Source organism: Mycobacterium deserti (assembly GCF_025345615.1).
Classification (GTDB): domain Bacteria; phylum Actinomycetota; class Actinomycetes; order Mycobacteriales; family Mycobacteriaceae; genus Mycobacterium; species Mycobacterium deserti.
In genome coordinates this window covers 317,126-336,390 of the sequence record NZ_JAODWD010000001.1, presented here as the reverse complement: position 1 = coordinate 336,390, position 19,265 = coordinate 317,126, and the positions used below count along the sequence as shown (strand labels likewise).

The following is a 19,265-nucleotide window of genomic DNA, read 5'->3' as shown; positions in this document are numbered from 1 at the left end:
AGCTTCATGACCACCTCGCAGATCGCGACACTCGCCGGCTACGAGCAGTTTGCGCCGTGGCTCTTGGTGGAGAAGCGCGGCAATGTCCATGTCGTGAGCATCAACCGGCCGGAGGCGCTGAACGCCGTCACCGAGGAGGTGCATCATGCCTTCGCGACCGTCTGGAAGGTGCTCGATGCCGACGACGACGTCAAGGCGGTCGTGACGACCGGTGTCGGTAAAGCTTTTTCAGCGGGCGGGGACATGGTGATGTTCGGCCGCCTCATCGAAGACGAGGTAGCGCGCACCTTTCAAATACACGAGGCGCGAACGGTTTTCCTCGAGGTGATCAACTTCCCCAAACCCTTGGTATCCGCGGTCAACGGCCCGGCGGTGGGGCTGGGCTGTTCGATCGCTCTGCTGTCCGACCTGCTGGTGATGGGGGAGAACAGCTACCTCGCTGACCCGCACGTAGCGGTGGGGTTGACTGCCGGTGACGGCGGCGCCGCGATGCTGCCTCTGCTGATCGGCATGATGAAGGCCAAGGAGTACGTTCTTCTCGGCGACCGCATCACCGCACCGATCGCCGAAAAGCTGAACCTGGTCACCAAGGTCGTACCCGACCGCGAGGTGCTCGACGAGGCACTGGCTCTGGGGGAGCGGTTCGCCGCGCTGCCGCCGCAGGCATTGCGGTCGTCGAAAGTGGCGCTGAACATGCACCTGGCCCGCGCCGCGCAGGGTGTGCTCGAATACGCGCTGGCCGAGGAACTCACATCGTTCTCGACGCCGGAATTCCAGGAGAGGGTCGCCGCGTTCCGCGCGCGATCGAAGAAGTAGCGGCTAACGATAGGCCGTGACGCGGGCCGCTAACGCGGGCCTGCCGTCCTCGGCGAGCGCCTGCGCATCGGCGACTGCCATCGCTCTGCCGATCCTCAGGGGCGAGGCCTCGTAGCGGGAATGATCGCCGGCGAGGAAGGGGCGCAGGAAGTTCACCCTGACCGATGCCGTGCGCATCGTCCGCCCACCGTTGTTCATCACCGCGGATGCTGCGAGTTCGAGACCGGCCGAGGCGACGCCGCCGTTGACGACCCCGACGGCGTTGTCGAGGAAGGGATCCGGCCGCTGGCGAAGAACGCATATATCGGCGGAGGCGACGCCCGTCTCCACGGCCAGCAACTCCGAGAGCGGTGTCGATTCGGTCCGGTGCAGCGTCTCGTCGGGTTCGTCGCGGACGACTTGGTCGGGGGTGACGAAGAAGGACCGTACGGTGCCGCCACCGATCACGACGTCGTCACACGTCAGCGTGCAGAACGACAGGGAGGTGCTACCCCGGGGACCCAACAACCGGCCGAGTGCGACGACCGGTGCGGCATCGTCTGCGCTGGCGCGGTCGCTTCCGTCCGGACTCAGCTCGAGGGTCAACTCGGTGGACACCGTCCACTCGCCGGTGTCGTGCCGGAAGTGGTTCACGAACCCGCTGACTGCATCCACGAGCACACCAAGTGGCCCGACCGTCGGCGTATCGTTGAACGGATTGCGCATGCCCGCCAACGACATCGACATCGCCGCGGTCTCGTTCTCGACGTTCGCGTCGATCATCTCGATACCGAAACGCCGCAGCACGTGCATTGGGGTCTCGATGAGAACATCGGGGCGCCGGTCTGTCCGCGTCATTCGAGAAGGTCGACGACTGTCGACAATTCGGCACCGGCGAGGACGAACTCCTCGGCCTTCTGCAGGTGCTTGCGCCACAGCTCGCCGGCCTTCTCAGCCTCACCGGCCTTGATCAGATCCAGCACCATGCGATGTGTCTTGGCCGAGCGGCGTACCGCACCCTCCGCCCGGTCGCCCTTCGTCGGCTGAAGCGAACGGTTGGCCTTTTCGATGATGTGGTGGAGCATGGCGCTGATGATCTGCAGGGTCTTGTTGCCCGACAATCGGGCGACCGCGGCATGGAAGTCGGTCAGCTGGTCGACGGCGTCACTACCAGGCTTCAGCTGGGCCTCACGCTCGACGATGCCCTCCAGTTCGGCGATCACGGCTGCGTTGCGACTCTTGGCCAGCTCCACGATCATCGGCGTCTCGAGCGTCATACGGGCGTCGTAGACGTCTTTGAGGGTCACACCCTCGTACTCGAGGATCAGGCCGGCGTACCGGGCCAACGTTTCGCGCCGGGGCCGGGTGACACGGGCGCCGCCGCGAACACCGCGCTGTACTTCGATGAGCGATTCGGATTCGAGGACGCGGAACGCCTCGCGAAGGGTCGGCCGGGACACGCCGAAGCGCTCCATCAGCTCCGATTCGGGTGGCAGCATGGTGCCCTCGGTGATCTCACCGCGGATGAACATTTTGCGCAGCACGGTGGCCACCCGATCGGCCATCTTCGGTTCCCGAAGGCTGGTGACCTCCATATCGACCCTCCACCGCTCGGTTGAATCAACTAACTGTTTGGCAGGTTAACTGAATTGCACCAGTGACTCGGGCATCCGCGCCAGCATCGTGATCAAGCTCATCGCTAGTACCCCATTGCTCTCCCCATCAGATCTTTCATGATCTCAGTGGTCCCGGCATACAACCGCTGCACCCGCGAGTCGCGCCACAACCGGGCCACCTCGTACTCGTTGATGTAGCCGTAGCCGCCGTGCAGCTGCAGGCAGCGGTCGATGATCTCCCACTGGACCTCCGACGTCCACCACTTCAGCCCGGCCGCGTCGGCATCGGACAGCGTCCCGTCGTTGACCGACAACACACACTGGTCGAGATAGGTCTGCGCGGCGTCGAGCTTGGTCTGCATCTCGGCGAGGAAATGCCGGTTGACCTGAAAGGTGCCAATCGGCTGCCCGAACGCCGTGCGCTCCAGCGCGTATGCCTTGGTGAGCTCCAGCGCTCGCCGCGCGGCGGGCAGCGCGTAGCAGGCCACCCCGACGCGCTCGCTGGGCAAGTTGGACACCAGGTGGTAGAAGCCTCGGTTCAATTCGCCGACGAGGTTCTTCTTGGGCACCTTGACGTCCTCGAAGAACAGTTCGGCCGTGTCGGCGGAGTACTGGCCGATCTTGTCGAGCTTGCGACCGCGCGTGAAGCCCTCCATGCCGTCCTCGATCATCAGCAGGCTGATGCCCTTGTGGCGGGCCGAGGGGTCCGTCTTCACGGCGGTGAGCACCAGTTTGGAAAGCAGGCCATTGCTGATGAATGTCTTCTGCCCGTTCACCACCCAGTGGTCGCCGTTGTCGCGCGCGGTGGTCTTGATACCCGCAAGGTCGGAACCCGCGGCCGGTTCGGACATGGCCACCGACCCGATCAACTCGCCGGAGATGAAGCCAGGAAGCCAGCGTTCCTTCTGTTCGTCGGTCGTGAGGTTGTTCAGGTAGGGCATCAGGATGTCGTTCTGCACACCCAGGCCGATGCCGACGGATCCGGTCATGAACATCTCCTCGGAGATGATCTGGTTGAACCGGTAGTCCTTGAGTCCGAGCCCGCCGTACTTCTCGTCGAACTCCCAGCCGATCAATCCGTGTTCACCGGCGGCCAGCCAGGCCTCACGGCCGACCTTCCCGTCGCGTTCCCACTTCTCCACGTTCGGGACGCACTCCCGTTCGAAAAACTCCCGGGCGGTGGCACGGAAGTCGTCGTGAATCTCTTCGAAGATATTGCGGCGCAAAGTTTTTCCTTCGTCATTCCCAACTGATGATCGCGGGCAGCGCGCGACCTGGTTCGTAGATGTCGAACAAGCGGTCGGCGAGCAGCGACTCCAGCTGAAGGTAGGAACCGCACAGCGAGTCCACCTGGAGTCCGCGTGCGACATAGCGATGTAGGTCGTGCTCGGCAGTGACGCCGATTGCCCCGCACACCTGCAGCGCCGCGTCGCTGACGGCCCGGTGTGCGCGGCCCGCGGCCACTTTCGCGGTCTGTGCCGACAGAACCCCCCCGAAGCACCAGGATTCGCCGAGTAGCGCCCGGGCACCCTCCAGCGTTGCCGCGGCATCGGCGAGGGCGTGGCGAGGCGATTGCAGCGAGCCGATTGGCACGCCGAACTGTTTGCGCACGCTGATGTGGTCGACGGCGATCCGCAGTCCCTGGTCGGCCAGCCCGATCAGCTCGGTCGCGATCGCGCGGTGCGCCGCGGCGATTGCCCGACCCCATTCGGTCGACGCGTCGACCAACTCGCCGTCGACCGAGCCGTCGACGCGAGTCCACGTGACCGACGAATCGAAGGTGTCCATGCGTTCACCGCGCAGACTGTCGGCATCGAGAACGGCGATGGAGACCGTGCCCATTGCGCGAGAGACCGGCACGGCGACGCGGCCGCGCAGCGGACCGAGCACGATGCCTTTGACCTGGTCTTCGTTTGAGCTCGGGGCGTAGCCGTGGCTGAGCCCCGGCAGCACGATGGCGTTGACCTCCCCGTCCAACAGCGATCTCAACTCGGCGATCATCACGCGATCCAGCGCATCGGTGACTGCCAACGAACGGCCCTGCGCCCGGAACAGGAGCCCACAGGCTTCGATCGGATACTCGGATTCGATCTCGGCCCAGCCCAGTTCGTCGAGTCGGGGACCGAGGACGACGTGTTCCTGCTTGGCGGCCAGGTCGTCGAAGAGCCGGAACACCGCCTCTTCGACCATCGGCCACGCCTCATCCGCCGAACGTGCTCCTTGCGGGCGGATGTTCACGATGCCCGCCTTTCCTTGGGCAGCCCGAGCAGATGGTCGGCGATGATCCCGCGCTGCACTTCGGCGGTGCCTCCCATGATCGTTGCGGCGCGCGAGTACCACCACTCCGCGCGGGCGGTGTCGAGTTCGGCTTCCTGTCCGACACCGGCACGGGCACCGACCATCATGTGGTCGCGCGCGACATCCAACAGAAGGTCGTTCACGTCGCGCTCGGCGCGGCTGAACAGGAGCTTGTCGATGCTGCTGTCGGCACCCACGGGCTCGCCTGCCGCGAGTTTGCGCACCGTCGTCGCGGCACGGGCCTGGGCGGCGATGACGTCAACGTACACGCGGGCGAACCGTTCGCGCTGCGACGTACTGGCGCCGCGGGTGACCATGTATTCGCGCAGCCGTCCCAACTCGGTGAGGACCTTGTTCAGGACCGCATAGCCGTACATGCCGCGCTCGTACTGCATCAGGAACATCGTCACGGCCCAGCCGGCGTCGACATCGCCGACCAACCGCTCGCGGGGGACACGCACATCGTCGAAGAACACCTCAGACAGCTCGCGGCGGCCGCTTGCCAGTGCGATCGGCCGCACCGTCATGCCGGGCGCGTCGGTGTCAATCAACAGCATCGACAGCCCGCGATGACGGCTATCGGACGCGCCGGTTCGCACGAGCACGCAGAGGCGTTTGGCGGTGCTGCCCTGGCTGGTCCAGATCTTCTGGCCGTTGACGACGAAGTCGCCGGATCCGTCGTCGGTCGCTCGCGTGCGCAGGGACGCCAGATCGCTCCCCGATTCGGGCTCGGAGAACCCCTGGCCCCACCACTCCGCACCCCTGAGGTAGCCGGGTAGAAATTCGGCGGCCAGGGCGGGCGCGAACTTCAGCACCGCTGGGCCCATCACCTCCAGCGTCCACGCCTGGGCGGGGATCGGGAGCATCGCGTAGCCGAGTTCCTCGAAGTAGACGGCGCGATAAATTTCGTTGCCACCGTGCCCACCGGCGGACTCGGGCCATCCGTAGCGGTTCCAGCCATCGGCGTTCAGCCGCGCCATCACCGTGGCGTCGTGCGCCAAGCCATCCTCGGCGGTCATGCTCGCCGCCGACCGCCATTGGTCCGCGCAGTCCAGCGTGCGCAGATACTGACGGAAGTCGTGGCGATAGAGCGCAACATCCTCGAGGTAGTCGCCGCGGCGACTATCGTTCACCGCATCGTCAATTGGGACCGACACCGCTCGCCCTTCCATGACCTTCCGGGGATTCGGCCGGCCGGACGAATCAGCTAAACAATTATCTATAAGAGGTACACTAGCCCACGCCGACAGTCCAGTGAGAGGAAGCGACAATGACGGCTTCGCCGGTCGCCGCAACAACCGTCCAATTTAATCCGGAGAGCCGTCTCTACATCGACGGGCAGCTGCGTGAGTCGTCGACCGGGGAGACCGCCGACAACATCAATCCCGCGACCGAAGAGTTGCTCGGCACGTGCACCGACGGGTCGGCCGACGACATGGATGCCGCCATCGCCGCCGCGCGCCGCGCGTTCGACACCACCGACTGGTCGACGAACCACGAGTTCCGCCAGCGCTGCCTCATGCAATTGCACGATGCGCTGCAGGAGGAGAAGGAGGACATGCGCGCCGAGTTGATCGCCGAAGTCGGCGCGACGGTCGGAATGACGTTCATCGCCCAGCTGGAATGGCCGCTCGCGGACGCCGTGCGGTGGCCCGCCCAGCACATCTCCGAGTTCGCGTGGGAGCGGATGCTCGACGAGGACGCCAAGATGGGCGTCCCGTACAACCGCATGGTGGTCAAGGAGCCGATGGGAGTGGTCGGCGCCATCACGCCATGGAACTTCCCGTTCGAGATCATCAGCAACAAGATGGGGCAGGTCCTCGCGACCGGAAATACGATGGTTCTCAAGCCTGCCATCGAGACGCCGTGGAGCGCATTGCGATGGGGCCGGATCATCGCCGAGAAGACCGACATCCCACCCGGGGTCGTCAACATCGTTCCCGCCTCGAACAACGACATCGCGCAGCGGCTGGTCACCGATCCGCGCGTCGACATGATCTCGTTCACCGGCTCGACCGCGGTCGGCAAGCTGATCCAGCGGCTCTCGGCCGACAGCATGAAGCGCAACATGCTCGAGCTCGGCGGCAAGTCGGCTTACCTGGTTCTCGACGACGCAGACATGAACATCGCATTGCCCGGTTGTCTCGGCGCGCTCATGCATTCGGGTCAGGGGTGTGCGCTCGCGACGCGAATGCTTGTACCACGGTCACATTACGATCAGGCCGTCGAGGTGGCATCGGCGACGTTCGGTGCGCTCACGGTCGGCGACCCTGCGGATCCGAACACCTTCTGCGGTCCGCTGGTGTCCGCCAAACAACGCGAGCGGGTGTTGGGCTACATCGAGATCGCGAAGGCCGACGGCGGTCGGATCACCGCCGGCGGCGGCGTTCCCGAAGGCCTGGACCGCGGATACTTCGTCGCCCCGACGGTCGTCGCCGATGTCGAACCGGACCACACCATCTTCCAAGAAGAGGTCTTCGGGCCGGTCCTGTCGATCACGCCTTACGACGGCGGTGACGACGGCGCCGTCGAGATGGCGAACAACTCCACCTACGGGCTCGCCGGCGCCATCATGGGCTCCGACGACCGGGCGATGGCCGTGGCCCGCCGCATCCGCACCGGGTCGCTGATGGTCAACAGCGGCATGTTCTACGGCGCCGATGCCCCGTTCGGAGGCTACAAGATGAGTGGCATCGGCCGCCAGAACGGCGTCGAGGGCTTCGAACAGCATCTGCAGACCAAGACGATCGGCTACCCGAAATGACCGACATTCTCCACGGTGTCCGCGTAATCGAGCTAGCCGCATGGACGTTCGTCCCGGCGGCGGGCGCCGTGCTCGCCGACTGGGGCGCCGACGTGATCAAGGTCGAGCATCCCGAGACCGGGGACCCGCAGCGCGGGCTGATCAACTCGGGACTGGTCCCCGGCGCGGGTGGCGTGAACCACTTCATCGAGCAACCGAACCGGGGCAAGCGCAGCTTCGGGTTGAACACATCGAGCCCCGAAGGCCTCGAGGTGCTGATGAAGCTGATCGAGACCTCCGACGTTTTCGTGACGAACCTGCTGCCCGACTCGCGGGCACGGATGGGCATCGACATCGATCAGGTGCGCGCGCGCAACCCGAAGATCATCTACGCTCGTGGCCACGGCTACGGAACCAAGGGCGATCTCGCAGGCCAAGGCGGGTACGACCTGGCCGCCTACTGGGCACGCGGGGGAATCGGTGAGGCTTACGCCGCAGGGGATGGTTCGTATCCGCCGATCCAGCGACCGGCGTTCGGCGATGTCTACGGCGGCCTGTCGATCGCTGCGGGCATTGTCGGCGCATTGTTCAAGCGGGAACGCACCGGCGAGCCGTCGGTCGTGGACGTCTCTCTACTCAACGCCGCGATCTGGCAACTCGGTCCCGATGTGGTGGGTGCGGGTATCACTGGCGAGGACATCCCCCGATTCCAGCTCTCCGAGATGCCCAATCCCGTCGCCAGCATCTACAAGACCCGCGACGGCCGCCACATCGCCTTCGTCCTGCTACAGGCAGACCGATTCTGGGCCGATTTCTGCACGCGCCTGGGCCGTACCGATCTCATCGACGACGAGCGGTTCGCCAACGCGATGGTGCGCTTCGGTAATCGTGCCGATTGCATCACCGAACTACGAAGAACACTCGGTGAACACGACCTCGCACACTGGGAGAAGGCTTTCGAAGGATTCGATGGCGTGTGGGACGTGATGCGGACAGCCCGGGAGATCCATGACGATCCGCAGGCGATCGCCAACGGCTATCTGCCACGCACCACCGACGCCAACGGCAACGAGTTCGCGTTGGCGGCCAGTCCCGTGCAATTCGACGAGACCCCAATGGATCTTGAGTGTGCGCCTGGCCACGGCGAGCACACCGACGCGCTGCTTGCCGAGTTGGGATTCGGTGAGGAGGAGATCATCGACCTCAAGGTCAAATCGGTTGTGTTGTAGTGGTTTCAGACGATCTGGCCCGGCGGTTCCTGCACGTCAACCTCAACTGCGACTCGCTGCGGGTAACCGAAGCGCTGTACGTCGGCGCGCTCGGATTGTCCGTGCGGATGCGTACCGACCATTCGGTGCCGACCAACGGCGCCATTCTGGGCATGGACGACGAAACATTTTGTGAGACCGCGTTTTTCTACGATTCCCGAGGAGGCCGGGACGGCTGCGCGCTGGAGGCGATCGAGTTTCACGATCCCGGCTTGAAGCGGGATTCGAACACCGATCCGACGAGGCCCGGTATTAGGGCCGCGCTGATGTGGGTCGCCGACCTGGACACCACGGCTGGTGTGCTGCGGAATTCTGGAATCCCGGTCGGGGACCCTGTCGACGGGTTGATCTCGGGCGTCAAAGCCGTGCTGGCGGTCGATGCGGACGGCGTGGTCGTCGAGTTGGCGCAGTGTCCGCCGGACGTCGACGCGCCCAATGGCGCTCTGTTTTCGGGAGTGCGGATCTCGGCCATCAACGCAGTCGCCACCGCGGAGTTCCTGACGACGATTGGCTTCGCGGAAGTCGAGGCGCCGACGACGATGACGATCGCCAGTGATCAGCTGGCGCCGGGAGCAGCGGCGGACTCAGCAGAGTGCGTCGTCGCCCGCTTCGCATTGCCGGAGGACGCACACCGGTTCACGGTGTCGGTGGTTCAGCATCCAGACACGGTGGCCCAGGAGCCGGTGCCGTGGGGCGGCAACCGCCAGGGCCTCTACCGGTGCGCCCTCCGTGTGGAGAGCGTGGACGAGGCTCTGGCCGCGCTGCCGGATTCCGTTGAGGTGCGCGGCGATCCGGTGTGGTGCCCGTTGCCGGGCACAAAGATCGAGGGGCTGTACATCGCGTTTCTGCGCTCGCCGGACGGGGTGGTGTTCGAGTTCGTCGAGCGCCCGCTCGCCTTCTTCAGCCGGTAGCTACGGCTGGTGCGTGGTGTAGAAATCCTCGACGATCCGTGCGCAGTCGTCGCGGTCGATGACGTGGATGCCCGTCATCACCGCGAACACCAGTGGGCCGAGGAGTTGAGCGAGCCCCAGCGTCAGATCGAAGTCTCCGAGTTCGGCTCTGGCCTGCGGACTGTCGAGCAGCACATCGAACGGTTGCCGGTACTGCTCGATCACGCGGGCGCGCAATGTATTGCGAGGCTCGCCTGCACTGTCGTTGGTGGGACCCATGGAGACCCACGCCAGTAGCGTTAGCTGGATCGGTACGTCCTGCAAGAGGGCGGCCTGCCTGCTGAGTAACTCGACCAGCTGATCGCGCAACGGACCCGTCGCGGGAGGTGGCTCGACCTGCGGGAGCAGCCGTTCGAAGGTCGCAGCGAGAAGTTCTGTGGCGCTGTCGAAATGACGGTACAACGTCGTCTTCGCGACTTTCGATGCTCGCGTGACCGCATCGATCGTGACAGCTTCCACACCGCCTGTCGTCAGTAATCGCGCGGCGGCGTCCAGAAGCCGCGCGCGGGACCGCAGGCGCCGGGGATCGATGTCCTCGTCGCCGCCGACATGCGGGGTCTGAACTGCGATCGACGTGCCTCCTGCTCGCATCTATGCTACGGATAGTAGCGTACCGCTACGCAGAGTAGCATAAATTGTCGGGAGTGTCAGTTGGAATCGGCCAAGCTATCGCGGCGGCAGAAGTGGACGCTAACGGTCTCGTGCCTCGCGGTCGCGCTGGTGATCGGGTCGATGGCCGCGCTCTATACCTCGCTGGCCGATATCGCCATCGCGACCGGCGCCACGCAAACCCAGCTGACCTGGGTCGTTGACGGTTACACCCTGGCGCTGGCCTGTCTGCTCCTTCCCGCAGGTGCGCTTGGTGACCGTTACGGCCGCCGCTGGGTTCTCGTCTTCGGGCTGGTGGTGTTCGCCGCGGCCTCGGCGGTGCCGCTGTTCGAATCGGACCCCGTTTGGGTGATCGCGGCGCGCGCCATCGCCGGTGTCGGCGCCGCGTTCGTGATGCCCTCGACCCTCTCGATCATGACGGCCACCTTCGGAGGCCAGCAGCGCGGAAGAGCGGTCGGAATCTGGGCAGGTGTAGCCGGCTCCGGAGCGGTTTTCGGCATGCTGTGTTCGGGCCTACTGCTGCAGTTCTGGTCGTGGGAATCGATCTTCGTCGGCTTCACCATCGGCGGTGTCGTTTTGCTGATCGCCGCCTGCACACTGCCGGAATCGCGCCAACAGAACCGTCACCCAATGGATTTGGTGGGATCGGTATCGGTGATGGCGGCCATCGGCCTGATCGTTGTCGCCCTCACCGAGGCGCCCGCCAAGGGGTGGACCGACCTGGTGGTTGTTGCACTGTTCGGGGCCGGAACGCTCGCGACCGTGGTGTTCGTGGTCGTCGAGCTCAGGATCGCCCACCCCTTGCTGCAGTTGCGACTGTTCGCCGATCGCGGTTTCGGTAGCGGGACGTTGTCGGTCGGCCTGCAATTCATGGTGATGTTCGGCATGGCCTTCCTCATCGTGCAGCACGTGCAGTTGATCGTTGGCTACGGCGCCATGCAGTCGGCTTTGGCGCTGGCGCCCGTCGGCGCGCCACTGCTGACCTTTTCGGTGTTGTCGTCCTGGCTAGGACCTCGGATAGGCCTGCGCCTGCTTACTGTCCCTGGCTTACTTCTCATTGCAGCGGGTCTCTATCTCATGAGCCGACTCACTGTCGACGCCGTCTATCTGGACATCTTGTGGGCGCTTCTGCTCATCGGAACAGGGATGGGTCTGTGTATGGCCCCAGCCACGACCGCCATCGTCAGCGCGACTCCGGAGGAAGATCAAGGGGTGGCGGCGGCGGTCAACGATGCCGCCCGCGAGGTCGGCGCCGCACTTGGTATCGCGATCGTCGGAAGCGTTCTAGCGGCTGGCTATTCGAGTCGAGTCGAATCAGTCGTCGCGCAGCTCCCGCCGCCGGTGAGGGATCCGTTCTCCGATTCCCTCGCCTCCGCCCTGCAGATCGCCCCGAATCTCGGCCCCGCGGCGCAACAACTCGCAGATTCGGCCAAAGACGCGTTCGTCCAGGGCTACAGCCAGGCGATGCTGATTCTGTCGATCATCACCGTCATCAGCGCGATCATCCTGGCGCTGTGGGCACCGGAACGCGAGCCGGCTCGGTATGGACGTCACGCGAAAGCGGACAACGAGCCGCTGCAGGAACCGACGCCGGTCGGGTAGGGATCGTAAGAGAGCTATCCCGTGGGGAGAGGGCCAATGAGTCCTCGCGGGGCGGTGCCGTACAGCCAACTGGCCGCCTGACCGATCTCCGAGAATGTCAGCGTTTGACCGTCTTTGGCGTGATAACGCGCACGGGCTTCGGAGAAGCCCTCGACGCGGCTTAACTTGTGTCCGTCGATCCGAAGGATCTGTCCGGTCAGCCATGACGACTCGGCCGACTGCAGCCACGCGACAACTTCCGAACTGCGCGCGGGATCGAGCGCTGGATCGGCCGCCCTGTCGCCCTTGAAGAAGTCTTCGCTGATGCGTGTCACAGCGAGCGGTGAGATCGCATTGGCGACAACGCCGTAGCGGCGCCCCTCCATCGCAGTGACCACCGTCAGGTTGGCAATCGCCGCCTTGGCTGCGCCGTAGGCGCTCTGGCCCACGTTGCCCCACAGGCCGGCGCCAGACACCGTGTTGACGATGCGCGCATCGATCTGGTTACCCGCTTTGGACTGTGCACGCCAGTACTGGCACGCGTGCCTCGTCACTGCGAACGTCCCCTTGAGGTGTACCGCGATGACGGCATCCCAGTCGGCCTCCGTCGCATTGGCCACCGTTGCATCGCGCACGATGCCTGCGTTGTTCACGACCCCGGTCAGCGTGCCGAAGGTGTCCACGGCCGTCCCGACCATGTCGGCGACGTCGTCCCACGACGACACCGAGCCGGTATGAGCCGATGCCTTTCCGCCCGCTGCCTCGATCTCGGCGACAACCGCGGCGGCGGGGCCGGAGTCGCCGGCTGTCCCGTCGCGACCAACCCCCGGGTCGTTGACGACGACCGCGGCACCGTGGGCGGCCAGTGCCAGGCAGTGCCCGCGTCCGATCCCGCGGCCCCCTCCGGTGACCAGAACGACACGTCCGGACAGTGCACCGTCAATCCCCGGGGCCATGATCATCCTCTCAGTCGAACAGTGCGGCGATCAGTCGCTCACGCTGATTCCAGTCGGCGCCCCGCAGGTCTGCGTGGCCCGATTCGGTCACGATCAGGTCGACGTCGTAGGCGGGCGTGGACGCCGGCCTGCTGAGCCGTTCGACGAGCGGCGAGCGGCCCCTGACAGTGGACGGGACGGCGATGATGGACAGCCCGCCGCGGCTGATGCGGGCCGCAGCGCAGTAATCGGGATGTCCGCCGATGCCGCCCACGACCTTCTCGCCGACACCCTCGACGTTGACCTGACCGACCGGATCGATCTCGATCGCGGTGTTGACCGCGACGAGCGGAGCGCCCCGCGACAACCGGGTGACGTCATGGGTGTATTCGACGCCCCGCAGAATCGGCTTGCCGTCGGCCCAGTCGTAGAGCACGTCGGTGCCGAACAAGTAAGTCGCCGAGGGGGTTGCGGCCAGCAGCCCGCGACAATCGAGGTCCACTGCCGCGTCGACCAGCAAGCCGGTGTCGATCTGCACGGTGCGCTGCGTCTGCGTCAGCAAGGCCGTGCCCAGCTGGCCCGGGCCGTATTGAAGTCGGGCACCATCGGGTACGAAGGCCAGGACCGCGTCGGCGAGCGCCTCGTGCACCGGTTCGGGAGCCGGCGTCGGGTGCCGAACCGGGCCATCGGCGCTGTGGCCGATGATCTGCACCGCCACCGAGTCCAACGGTGGGCCGGCGTCGGCGTTGGGTGCATTGCCATCGATGACCGCCAACACCAGTGCGCCGGCGTCGACGATCTCCCGCTGCCACGACACCTCGGTCCCGAAATGCAATTCACCATTGCGCTCGACGACGCGCGTGACTAGTACATCCGGACGCAGCGGCCCGGCGAGCAATGCCGCGATGCCGCTGAGCCGGGTCGGAACGAAACGCGCTGTGGGGGTGCTCAATACGTTCCGTACCCCCCACCCTGGCATCAAGGCCACGACTTCGGCGAACGCATCTGCAACAATCCCGTCGAGCGGAGCGGTAAGCCAGCCGAGCACCAGCCGAACGCCGCCCAGTTCGCGGGCGACCGCGCTGAGGGCCGCGCAGATCGACGTGCCGTCCTCAACGCATCGTGGCGCGCCCACGCCGTCACCGAGCGCGACCGTCATCCCCGGACGCAGCTTCCTGCGTAGCGCGGCCTGCACTCCGGACTCGGTGAGGCCGTCTGTCACCGCGGCTCTTTGGGAAGGCCCAGGACCCGCTCACCGAGAATATTGCGCTGAATCTCGCTGGTACCACCGAGAATCGTCTGGGCGCGCCCCACCAGCATGGCGCGCACCAGTTCCGCGTCATCGGACCCGTCGGACGGGTCGACACACGCATCGGTGCCCAGCACCTCCGTCGCGAGATCGCCCAGATCCTGGTCGGTTTCCGACGTCATCAATTTCAGCACCGAGAATGCCGCCGACGCCGTGTCGCCTTCGTCGATGGCCCGCTGCCAGGTGTAGCGCAGCAACCACATACGCGCCCACAGTCTGGTCATCGACCGCGCCAGCAACGGATCCAGTTGATCGCGGTCGCGGGCGGCCTGCACCATACGATCGTGCAGCCTGAACATGGTCACTGCCTGCGAGCCGAGGGTCAGCCGTTCGCGGCCCAACGTCACCATGGCGATCGCCCAGCCTTGGCCGGGCTCACCGATCAGCGCGTCGTCGGACAACTCGGCGCCGTCGAAGAAGACCTCGTTGAACTTGCTCTCGCCGTCCATCTGCTGCAGTGGGCGTACCGCGATCCCGGGGGTGTTCATGGGCACGATGAACATGCTTAGACCGCGGTGCGACTCCGGCCCGGTGCGGGCGAGCAGCAGACCGAACTCTGCAGAGTTGGCCGCCGAGCTCCACACCTTTTGTCCGCTGATCCGCCATCCCTTGTCAGTCTTCTCGGCCTTGGTGCGGACACCCGCAAGGTCCGAGCCCGCGCCCGGTTCCGAGAACAGCTGTGTCCAGACGTGATCGCCCAGCCGAATCGGTTCGAGATAGCGCGACTTCTGTTCGGCAGAACCGAATTTGATCAGGATCGGTCCGGCGAGATCGATGCCCGTGATGGCGAGTTGGCGGGGCACACCCGCGCGAGCGCACTCCTCGGCGAAGATCGCCTGGTATGCCACCGACGCGTCGGCGCCGCCGTGCTCGGCGGGCCAATGCAGGCAGGCATAGCCGTGCTCGGCCAGGTATCTGTGCCATGCCCGGCCCGGAGCGATGTCGTCGACGGTCGGCGTCGGACCGTAGTTGCGCAGCCCGTCGGGTCGTGGTGCGTTCTCCAGGAACGACCGGCACCGCGACCTGAGTTCCTCCAGGTCCAGGGTGCCGCCCGGCGCTGCCGTCACCTCACTTGCCGCCGAGGTAGGCGCCGTACTCGTCTCGGATCGACTCCATCGCATTGAGACGACGTGCGACCAAGCTGATCTCGGCCTCATCGGCGTCGTTGGCCTCAAGCTGCGTCAACTGCTCTCTGGTACGGTCGATCTCGCCGATGAGGCGGTCGCGCGCCTCGTCTTTCGTCAGCAGGTCCTGATCGGTCCAGTCGGAGACCGGCAGCTGCTCGACGGGGTCCAAGCCGCCGCTGGTCATGACGCACGCGGGAAGTTGTAGAGCTTGCGCGTATTCAGTTCAACCATCTGGTGGACCTCGTCGTCGGGCACATGCTCGAACGCCTGCGCGGCACGCTCGCGGCTCTGCGGCCAGTACGAGTCCGAGTGTGGGTAGTCGCACTCCCAGGTGATGTTGTCGATACCGATCCGGTGCCGCGACTCGACACCAAAGTCGTCTTCGATGAAGCAGCCGTGGAAATGCTGCCGGAACAGGTCGCTGGGCAGCACCTCCTGGTTGATGTTCTGGTAGAAGCGGTGCTTGCGCCAGACGCTGTCGCAGCGTTCGAGGATGTAGGGAATCCAGCCGATCCCACCTTCGGACAGCCCGATCTTGAGCTTTGGGTGCCTGTGCAGCGCAGGTGAGAAGAGCCAGTCGGTCATCGCTCCCATGCTGATCGTGCCCATCAGCACAATGAAGACCGCGAACGGCGCATCGGACGCGATCGGCGGCGGAAAGCCGCCGGAGCCGAAGTGCTGGGCCAGGACCAGATCGGTCTCCTCGAAGGCCGACCACAGCGGATCCCAGTGGTCGCTGTGCAGCGACGGCAGCCCGAGCTTGTCCGGAAGATCGGGAAAGCTCACGCACTTGGAGCCCTTCGCCGCCACGCGATGAAGCTCCTTGATGCTCGCGTCGAGATCCCAGAACGGCAGTACGGAGACCGGGACGAACCTGTCCGGAGCGGTCGCGGCCCACTCATCGATGTGGAAATCGTTCCACGCCTGCGAGCACAACAGCGCCAGGTCCTTGTCCTCGCCCTCGGCGAAGACTGCTCCTGCGAAACGGGGGAACGAAGGAAAGCACGTCATGGCCTGCACGCCGTCGACGTCCATGTCCGCGACACGTGCTTTGGGGTCGTAGCAGCCCGGAATCATGTCGTCGTAGCGCACCGGATCGATGCCGTACTCCTCGGGCTTCTTGCCCGCGACCGCGTTCAGGCCGATGTAGGGGTAAATGCGTCCCTCGTACTGCCACACCTGGCACATCTGACCGTTGTCGGGGCGCTCCCACTCGATGATCTTGGGACCGGCGTCCAAGTACTTCGCCGGAAGGCGGTCGCTCCACACCTTGGGATGCTCGATCAGATGATCGTCGACGGATATCAGCTGCATATGGGGCTGCAGTGGCACAAGCGGCTCCTTTGATGGCCTAAACAGAAAAACATTTAGTTATTTAGTAGCGTAGTCAGGACACGAGGATGGGGCAAGCGGAGACCGCCTGCTTGCCCGAACGCAGCGGAGATTGAGGCACATGAACCTCTGCGACAGCGAAGATCGGCGAGACCGTGATTGGTCACGCGCGTCGCGACTGCAGGCCGAACAGGATGAAGTCGGTCAGTTCGGCCTTAACCTCGCGCTGGGTGGGCGGCTCATGCCCGTCCGGATAGGTCAGCGGCAGAAGTGCCGCGACCGCGCCGACGGCCAAGAAGCCGATGCGCACGATGAGATGGGGATCCGCGTCACGCAGGCCATGCTCGCCGAGATAGGCGCCCATGTCCACGGCGAGCTCATCAAAGAGCGAAGCCAGGCGGGTACGGAACACCGCGATCTCCGGGGAGTCACCGTGGGTCACGACCGCTTCGACGCCGGCGCGCGCGAGGGCACTGCGATCCGGCAGCGCAGCCGACAGGTCGTCGATGTAGCGGCCGATCGTCTCCTGTATCGAGCTCTCGCCGGGCAAAGTGCCGGCGTCCCAGCTTCTCACCAAGTCTTCGACGAACGCTGCCATCGGGGTGAGCACAGCTTCGACGAACAGACCCGTCTTGGAGCCGAAGTAACGAAAAATCAGCGTCTCGGACACCTCAGCCCTAGTCGCGATCTCGAGTGTGGTGGCCTTGGCGAAACCCACCTCTTGAAACCGTGCGCGTGCGGCGTCGACCAGAGCGGTTCGGGCGTGGCCGCGTCGTGCCTTCGGGCCTTTGGTCATCGTGTCCACGATAGTGACCTCGGCGCCGTCGGGACGCGGTTCAGCCGAAACTTGTTCAGTGACGCTAGACAAACTGTCGGCATCGGTGGCACGCTGAGTGGACGCCGGTGGTGAACGGCCCGGCATCAATGAGCGTGTGGCGTTGTGCCGGCAAGTAATTCGATCCGAGGACGGTCATGAAATTCAATCTCGAAGGCAAGAGGGCCCTGGTCACCGGTAGCAGCTCGGGGATCGGCGCCGGGATCGCCATGGCCCTCGCCGCGGAGGGAGTGTCGGTGGTCGTCCACGGACGCAATGTGCGACGAGTCGAATCGGTCGCCGCCGAGATACGGGCAGGCGGCGGGCGGGCGGACACGGCCGTAGGCGATCTGGCCGCCGAGGAGGGCGCGGTCGGCGTCGCTCAAACCGCAGCCGCAGCATTCGACGGTATCGACATCCTGGTCAACAACGCCGGTGGTGCGTCAGCGACAGGGGTGCAATCGTGGTTCGAATTGCCAGTCGCCGAATGGGGGGTGACATATCAACGCAACGTGCTGTCGGCGGGATACCTCATTCACGCGCTGGTGCCGGCGATGAAGGAGAACGGATGGGGCCGCGTCATCCAGATCGCCTCCGCGGCGGGGATCATTCCAACCTCGGGTCAACCGGATTACGGCCCATCCAAGGCGGCGATGATCAACATGGGGATGGGTTTGTCAAAAGCCCTGGCGGGCACCGGCATCACAGTGAACACTGTGATGCCGGGGATGATCATGACCGACGGGCTGCGTAATTTCCTGCGCATCTTCGCCGAGCGGCGCGGTTGGGCAGGTGATCTCGAGCGGGCCGCGGAATACGTGCTCAAGGGAACCGGCCAGACCGTCCATCGGATCGGCCAGGTCAGTGATGTTGCCTATGCCGTCGCGTTGCTCGCGAGTCCGCACGCGGAGTTCTTCAGCGGGATGAACCTCCACATCGACGGCGGCGCGACCGGATCAATTTACTGACATGAAGTTCACTGTCGAATACCCGAGCGACGTCCCGACGGCGAACCCCCAACTGCGCGAACCCGCGGTCATGCGGGCGCTGAGCAGCCGTGCCGAGGAACTGGGCTTTGACGCGATCGCGCTCGCTGATCATCCGGCCCCGTCAGCGAAATGGCGGCGCGCGGGAGGACACAACACCTTCGAGCCGGCGGTGGCACTCGCGTTCTTCGCCGCGGCGACGGAAACGATCCGCCTGATGACCCACCTCTACGTGCTGCCCTTCCGAAATCCTTACCTGGCCGCGAAAACGCTCACATCAGTGGACATCGTGTCGGGGGGGCGGTTGATCGCCGGTGTCGGAGCCGGTTACCTGCGTTCTGAGTTCGCCGCTCTCGGCGTCGATTTTGACGATCGCATCCGGCTTTTCGACGAATATCTCGTTGCGCTGCACCAGGTGTGGACGCATCCCGAACGGCCGGTAACGGGATCGACATTCGCCGCCACCGGGGAGCTGAACCTCGACGTGCCGACTCAGAAGCCGCATCCCCCGCTGTGGATCGGCGGCAACAGCATCGCCACGTTGCGGCGCGTCGTCGAACACGGCAGCGGATGGTGTCCGATGGTGGGCCCCGCCGCTGTGGCGTCGGCGGTCCGTACCGCGTCTATCGAGAACGTGGCTGACTTCTCGCGTGCGGTAGAAAGGTTGCGGGAGCTGCTCACTGCGGCGGGCCGCCATCCTGACAGCATCGAGATACAAGTTGCTGCACCGGCTGTCGACTTGGACGATCCCAGCGCCTTGGCGGCACTCGACACATACATCGCAGAAATGCGATGTGCCGGCGCCACGCGGATTCTCGCCCATGTCGACGCCGGCTCGGCGTCGGCGGCTGATAAGTCCATGACTCGTCTCGCCGACCATTTCGGCATCGGCGACTAGGGAC

At 65.1% G+C, this 19,265-nt stretch carries 19 protein-coding genes; 7 read left to right on the top strand and 12 right to left on the bottom strand.

All coding sequences use genetic code 11. The features are described 5' to 3' along the window. Positions 1-6 precede the first annotated feature (6 nt). Complete coding sequence (locus N4S67_RS01685) at positions 7-816, top strand: enoyl-CoA hydratase/isomerase family protein (RefSeq protein WP_260991202.1); 810 nt, start codon at positions 7-9, stop codon at positions 814-816. Between the two features lie 3 nt (positions 817-819). Here N4S67_RS01685 and N4S67_RS01680 read toward each other — a convergent pair whose 3' ends face one another. The 5 genes from N4S67_RS01680 to N4S67_RS01660 all read right to left on the bottom strand — a co-directional run bounded on the left by N4S67_RS01680 (position 820) and on the right by N4S67_RS01660 (position 5,866). Then, positions 820-1,653 carry a PaaI family thioesterase gene (locus N4S67_RS01680; RefSeq protein ID WP_260991201.1) on the bottom strand — a complete coding sequence of 278 codons (834 nt, stop codon included), beginning with the start codon at positions 1,651-1,653 and terminating at the stop codon, positions 820-822. Next, positions 1,650-2,390: a FadR/GntR family transcriptional regulator gene (locus tag N4S67_RS01675; RefSeq protein WP_260991200.1), complete on the bottom strand. Its 741-nt coding sequence runs from the start codon at positions 2,388-2,390 to the stop codon at positions 1,650-1,652. Before N4S67_RS01675 ends, N4S67_RS01680 begins: the two co-directional genes overlap by 4 nt. Positions 2,391-2,494: 104 nt before the next feature. Beyond that, complete coding sequence (locus N4S67_RS01670; RefSeq protein ID WP_260991199.1) at positions 2,495-3,637, bottom strand: acyl-CoA dehydrogenase family protein; 1,143 nt, start codon at positions 3,635-3,637, stop codon at positions 2,495-2,497. A gap of 13 nt (positions 3,638-3,650) precedes the next feature. Next, on the bottom strand, positions 3,651-4,601 hold the full coding sequence (locus tag N4S67_RS01665; protein WP_260992009.1) for an acyl-CoA dehydrogenase family protein: 951 nt from the start codon (positions 4,599-4,601) through the stop codon (positions 3,651-3,653). A 44-nt stretch (positions 4,602-4,645) separates the two neighbouring features. Continuing rightward, on the bottom strand, positions 4,646-5,866 hold the full coding sequence (locus tag N4S67_RS01660; protein WP_260991198.1) for an acyl-CoA dehydrogenase family protein: 1,221 nt from the start codon (positions 5,864-5,866) through the stop codon (positions 4,646-4,648). Between the two features lie 113 nt (positions 5,867-5,979). Here N4S67_RS01660 and N4S67_RS01655 point away from each other — a divergent pair, with 113 nt between their 5' ends. Genes N4S67_RS01655 through N4S67_RS01645 form a run of 3 tightly spaced genes read left to right on the top strand, consistent with a single transcriptional unit; the run spans position 5,980 to position 9,631 of the window. Further along, entirely contained in the window at positions 5,980-7,473 is a 1,494-nt protein-coding gene (locus tag N4S67_RS01655) for an aldehyde dehydrogenase family protein (RefSeq protein WP_260991197.1), read from the top strand. Continuing rightward, on the top strand, positions 7,470-8,681 hold the full coding sequence (locus tag N4S67_RS01650; protein WP_260991196.1) for a CaiB/BaiF CoA transferase family protein: 1,212 nt from the start codon (positions 7,470-7,472) through the stop codon (positions 8,679-8,681). Before N4S67_RS01655 ends, N4S67_RS01650 begins: the two co-directional genes overlap by 4 nt. Beyond that, positions 8,681-9,631 carry a VOC family protein gene (locus N4S67_RS01645; RefSeq protein ID WP_260991195.1) on the top strand — a complete coding sequence of 317 codons (951 nt, stop codon included), beginning with the start codon at positions 8,681-8,683 and terminating at the stop codon, positions 9,629-9,631. The genes N4S67_RS01650 and N4S67_RS01645 overlap by 1 nt, the downstream gene beginning before the upstream one ends. Here the strand turns inward: N4S67_RS01645 and N4S67_RS01640 are convergent, their stop codons facing one another. Further along, positions 9,632-10,261 (bottom strand): TetR/AcrR family transcriptional regulator, encoded by a 630-nt coding sequence (locus N4S67_RS01640; protein ID WP_260991194.1) that lies wholly within the window; start codon positions 10,259-10,261, stop codon positions 9,632-9,634. A gap of 60 nt (positions 10,262-10,321) precedes the next feature. Here N4S67_RS01640 and N4S67_RS01635 point away from each other — a divergent pair, with 60 nt between their 5' ends. Further along, entirely contained in the window at positions 10,322-11,881 is a 1,560-nt protein-coding gene (locus N4S67_RS01635; protein ID WP_390893171.1) for an MFS transporter, read from the top strand. A gap of 14 nt (positions 11,882-11,895) precedes the next feature. Here N4S67_RS01635 and N4S67_RS01630 read toward each other — a convergent pair whose 3' ends face one another. From N4S67_RS01630 to N4S67_RS01605, 6 genes are all read right to left on the bottom strand, one after another. Continuing rightward, positions 11,896-12,816: an SDR family NAD(P)-dependent oxidoreductase gene (locus N4S67_RS01630; protein ID WP_260991193.1), complete on the bottom strand. Its 921-nt coding sequence runs from the start codon at positions 12,814-12,816 to the stop codon at positions 11,896-11,898. A 10-nt stretch (positions 12,817-12,826) separates the two neighbouring features. Continuing rightward, the gene (locus tag N4S67_RS01625) at positions 12,827-13,954 is read right to left on the bottom strand and encodes an acetyl-CoA hydrolase/transferase C-terminal domain-containing protein (RefSeq protein ID WP_260992007.1); all 1,128 of its coding nucleotides are present in this window, start codon (positions 13,952-13,954) and stop codon (positions 12,827-12,829) included. Between the two features lie 59 nt (positions 13,955-14,013). Continuing rightward, positions 14,014-15,171, bottom strand: a complete 1,158-nt coding sequence (locus tag N4S67_RS01620) for an acyl-CoA dehydrogenase family protein (RefSeq protein ID WP_260991192.1) — start codon at positions 15,169-15,171, stop codon at positions 14,014-14,016. A 1-nt stretch (position 15,172) separates the two neighbouring features. Then, positions 15,173-15,415, bottom strand: a complete 243-nt coding sequence (locus N4S67_RS01615; RefSeq protein ID WP_260991191.1) for a hypothetical protein — start codon at positions 15,413-15,415, stop codon at positions 15,173-15,175. Next, the gene (locus N4S67_RS01610) at positions 15,412-16,563 is read right to left on the bottom strand and encodes an amidohydrolase family protein (protein WP_260991190.1); all 1,152 of its coding nucleotides are present in this window, start codon (positions 16,561-16,563) and stop codon (positions 15,412-15,414) included. Before N4S67_RS01610 ends, N4S67_RS01615 begins: the two co-directional genes overlap by 4 nt. A gap of 163 nt (positions 16,564-16,726) precedes the next feature. After that, the gene (locus N4S67_RS01605) at positions 16,727-17,359 is read right to left on the bottom strand and encodes a TetR/AcrR family transcriptional regulator (RefSeq protein ID WP_260991189.1); all 633 of its coding nucleotides are present in this window, start codon (positions 17,357-17,359) and stop codon (positions 16,727-16,729) included. Between the two features lie 176 nt (positions 17,360-17,535). Here N4S67_RS01605 and N4S67_RS01600 point away from each other — a divergent pair, with 176 nt between their 5' ends. After that, complete coding sequence (locus N4S67_RS01600) at positions 17,536-18,345, top strand: SDR family NAD(P)-dependent oxidoreductase (protein ID WP_260991188.1); 810 nt, start codon at positions 17,536-17,538, stop codon at positions 18,343-18,345. A 1-nt stretch (position 18,346) separates the two neighbouring features. After that, a complete protein-coding gene (locus tag N4S67_RS01595; RefSeq protein ID WP_260991187.1) occupies positions 18,347-19,261 on the top strand; it encodes a TIGR03619 family F420-dependent LLM class oxidoreductase in 915 nt (304 codons plus the stop codon). Positions 19,262-19,265: the final 4 nt, after the last annotated feature.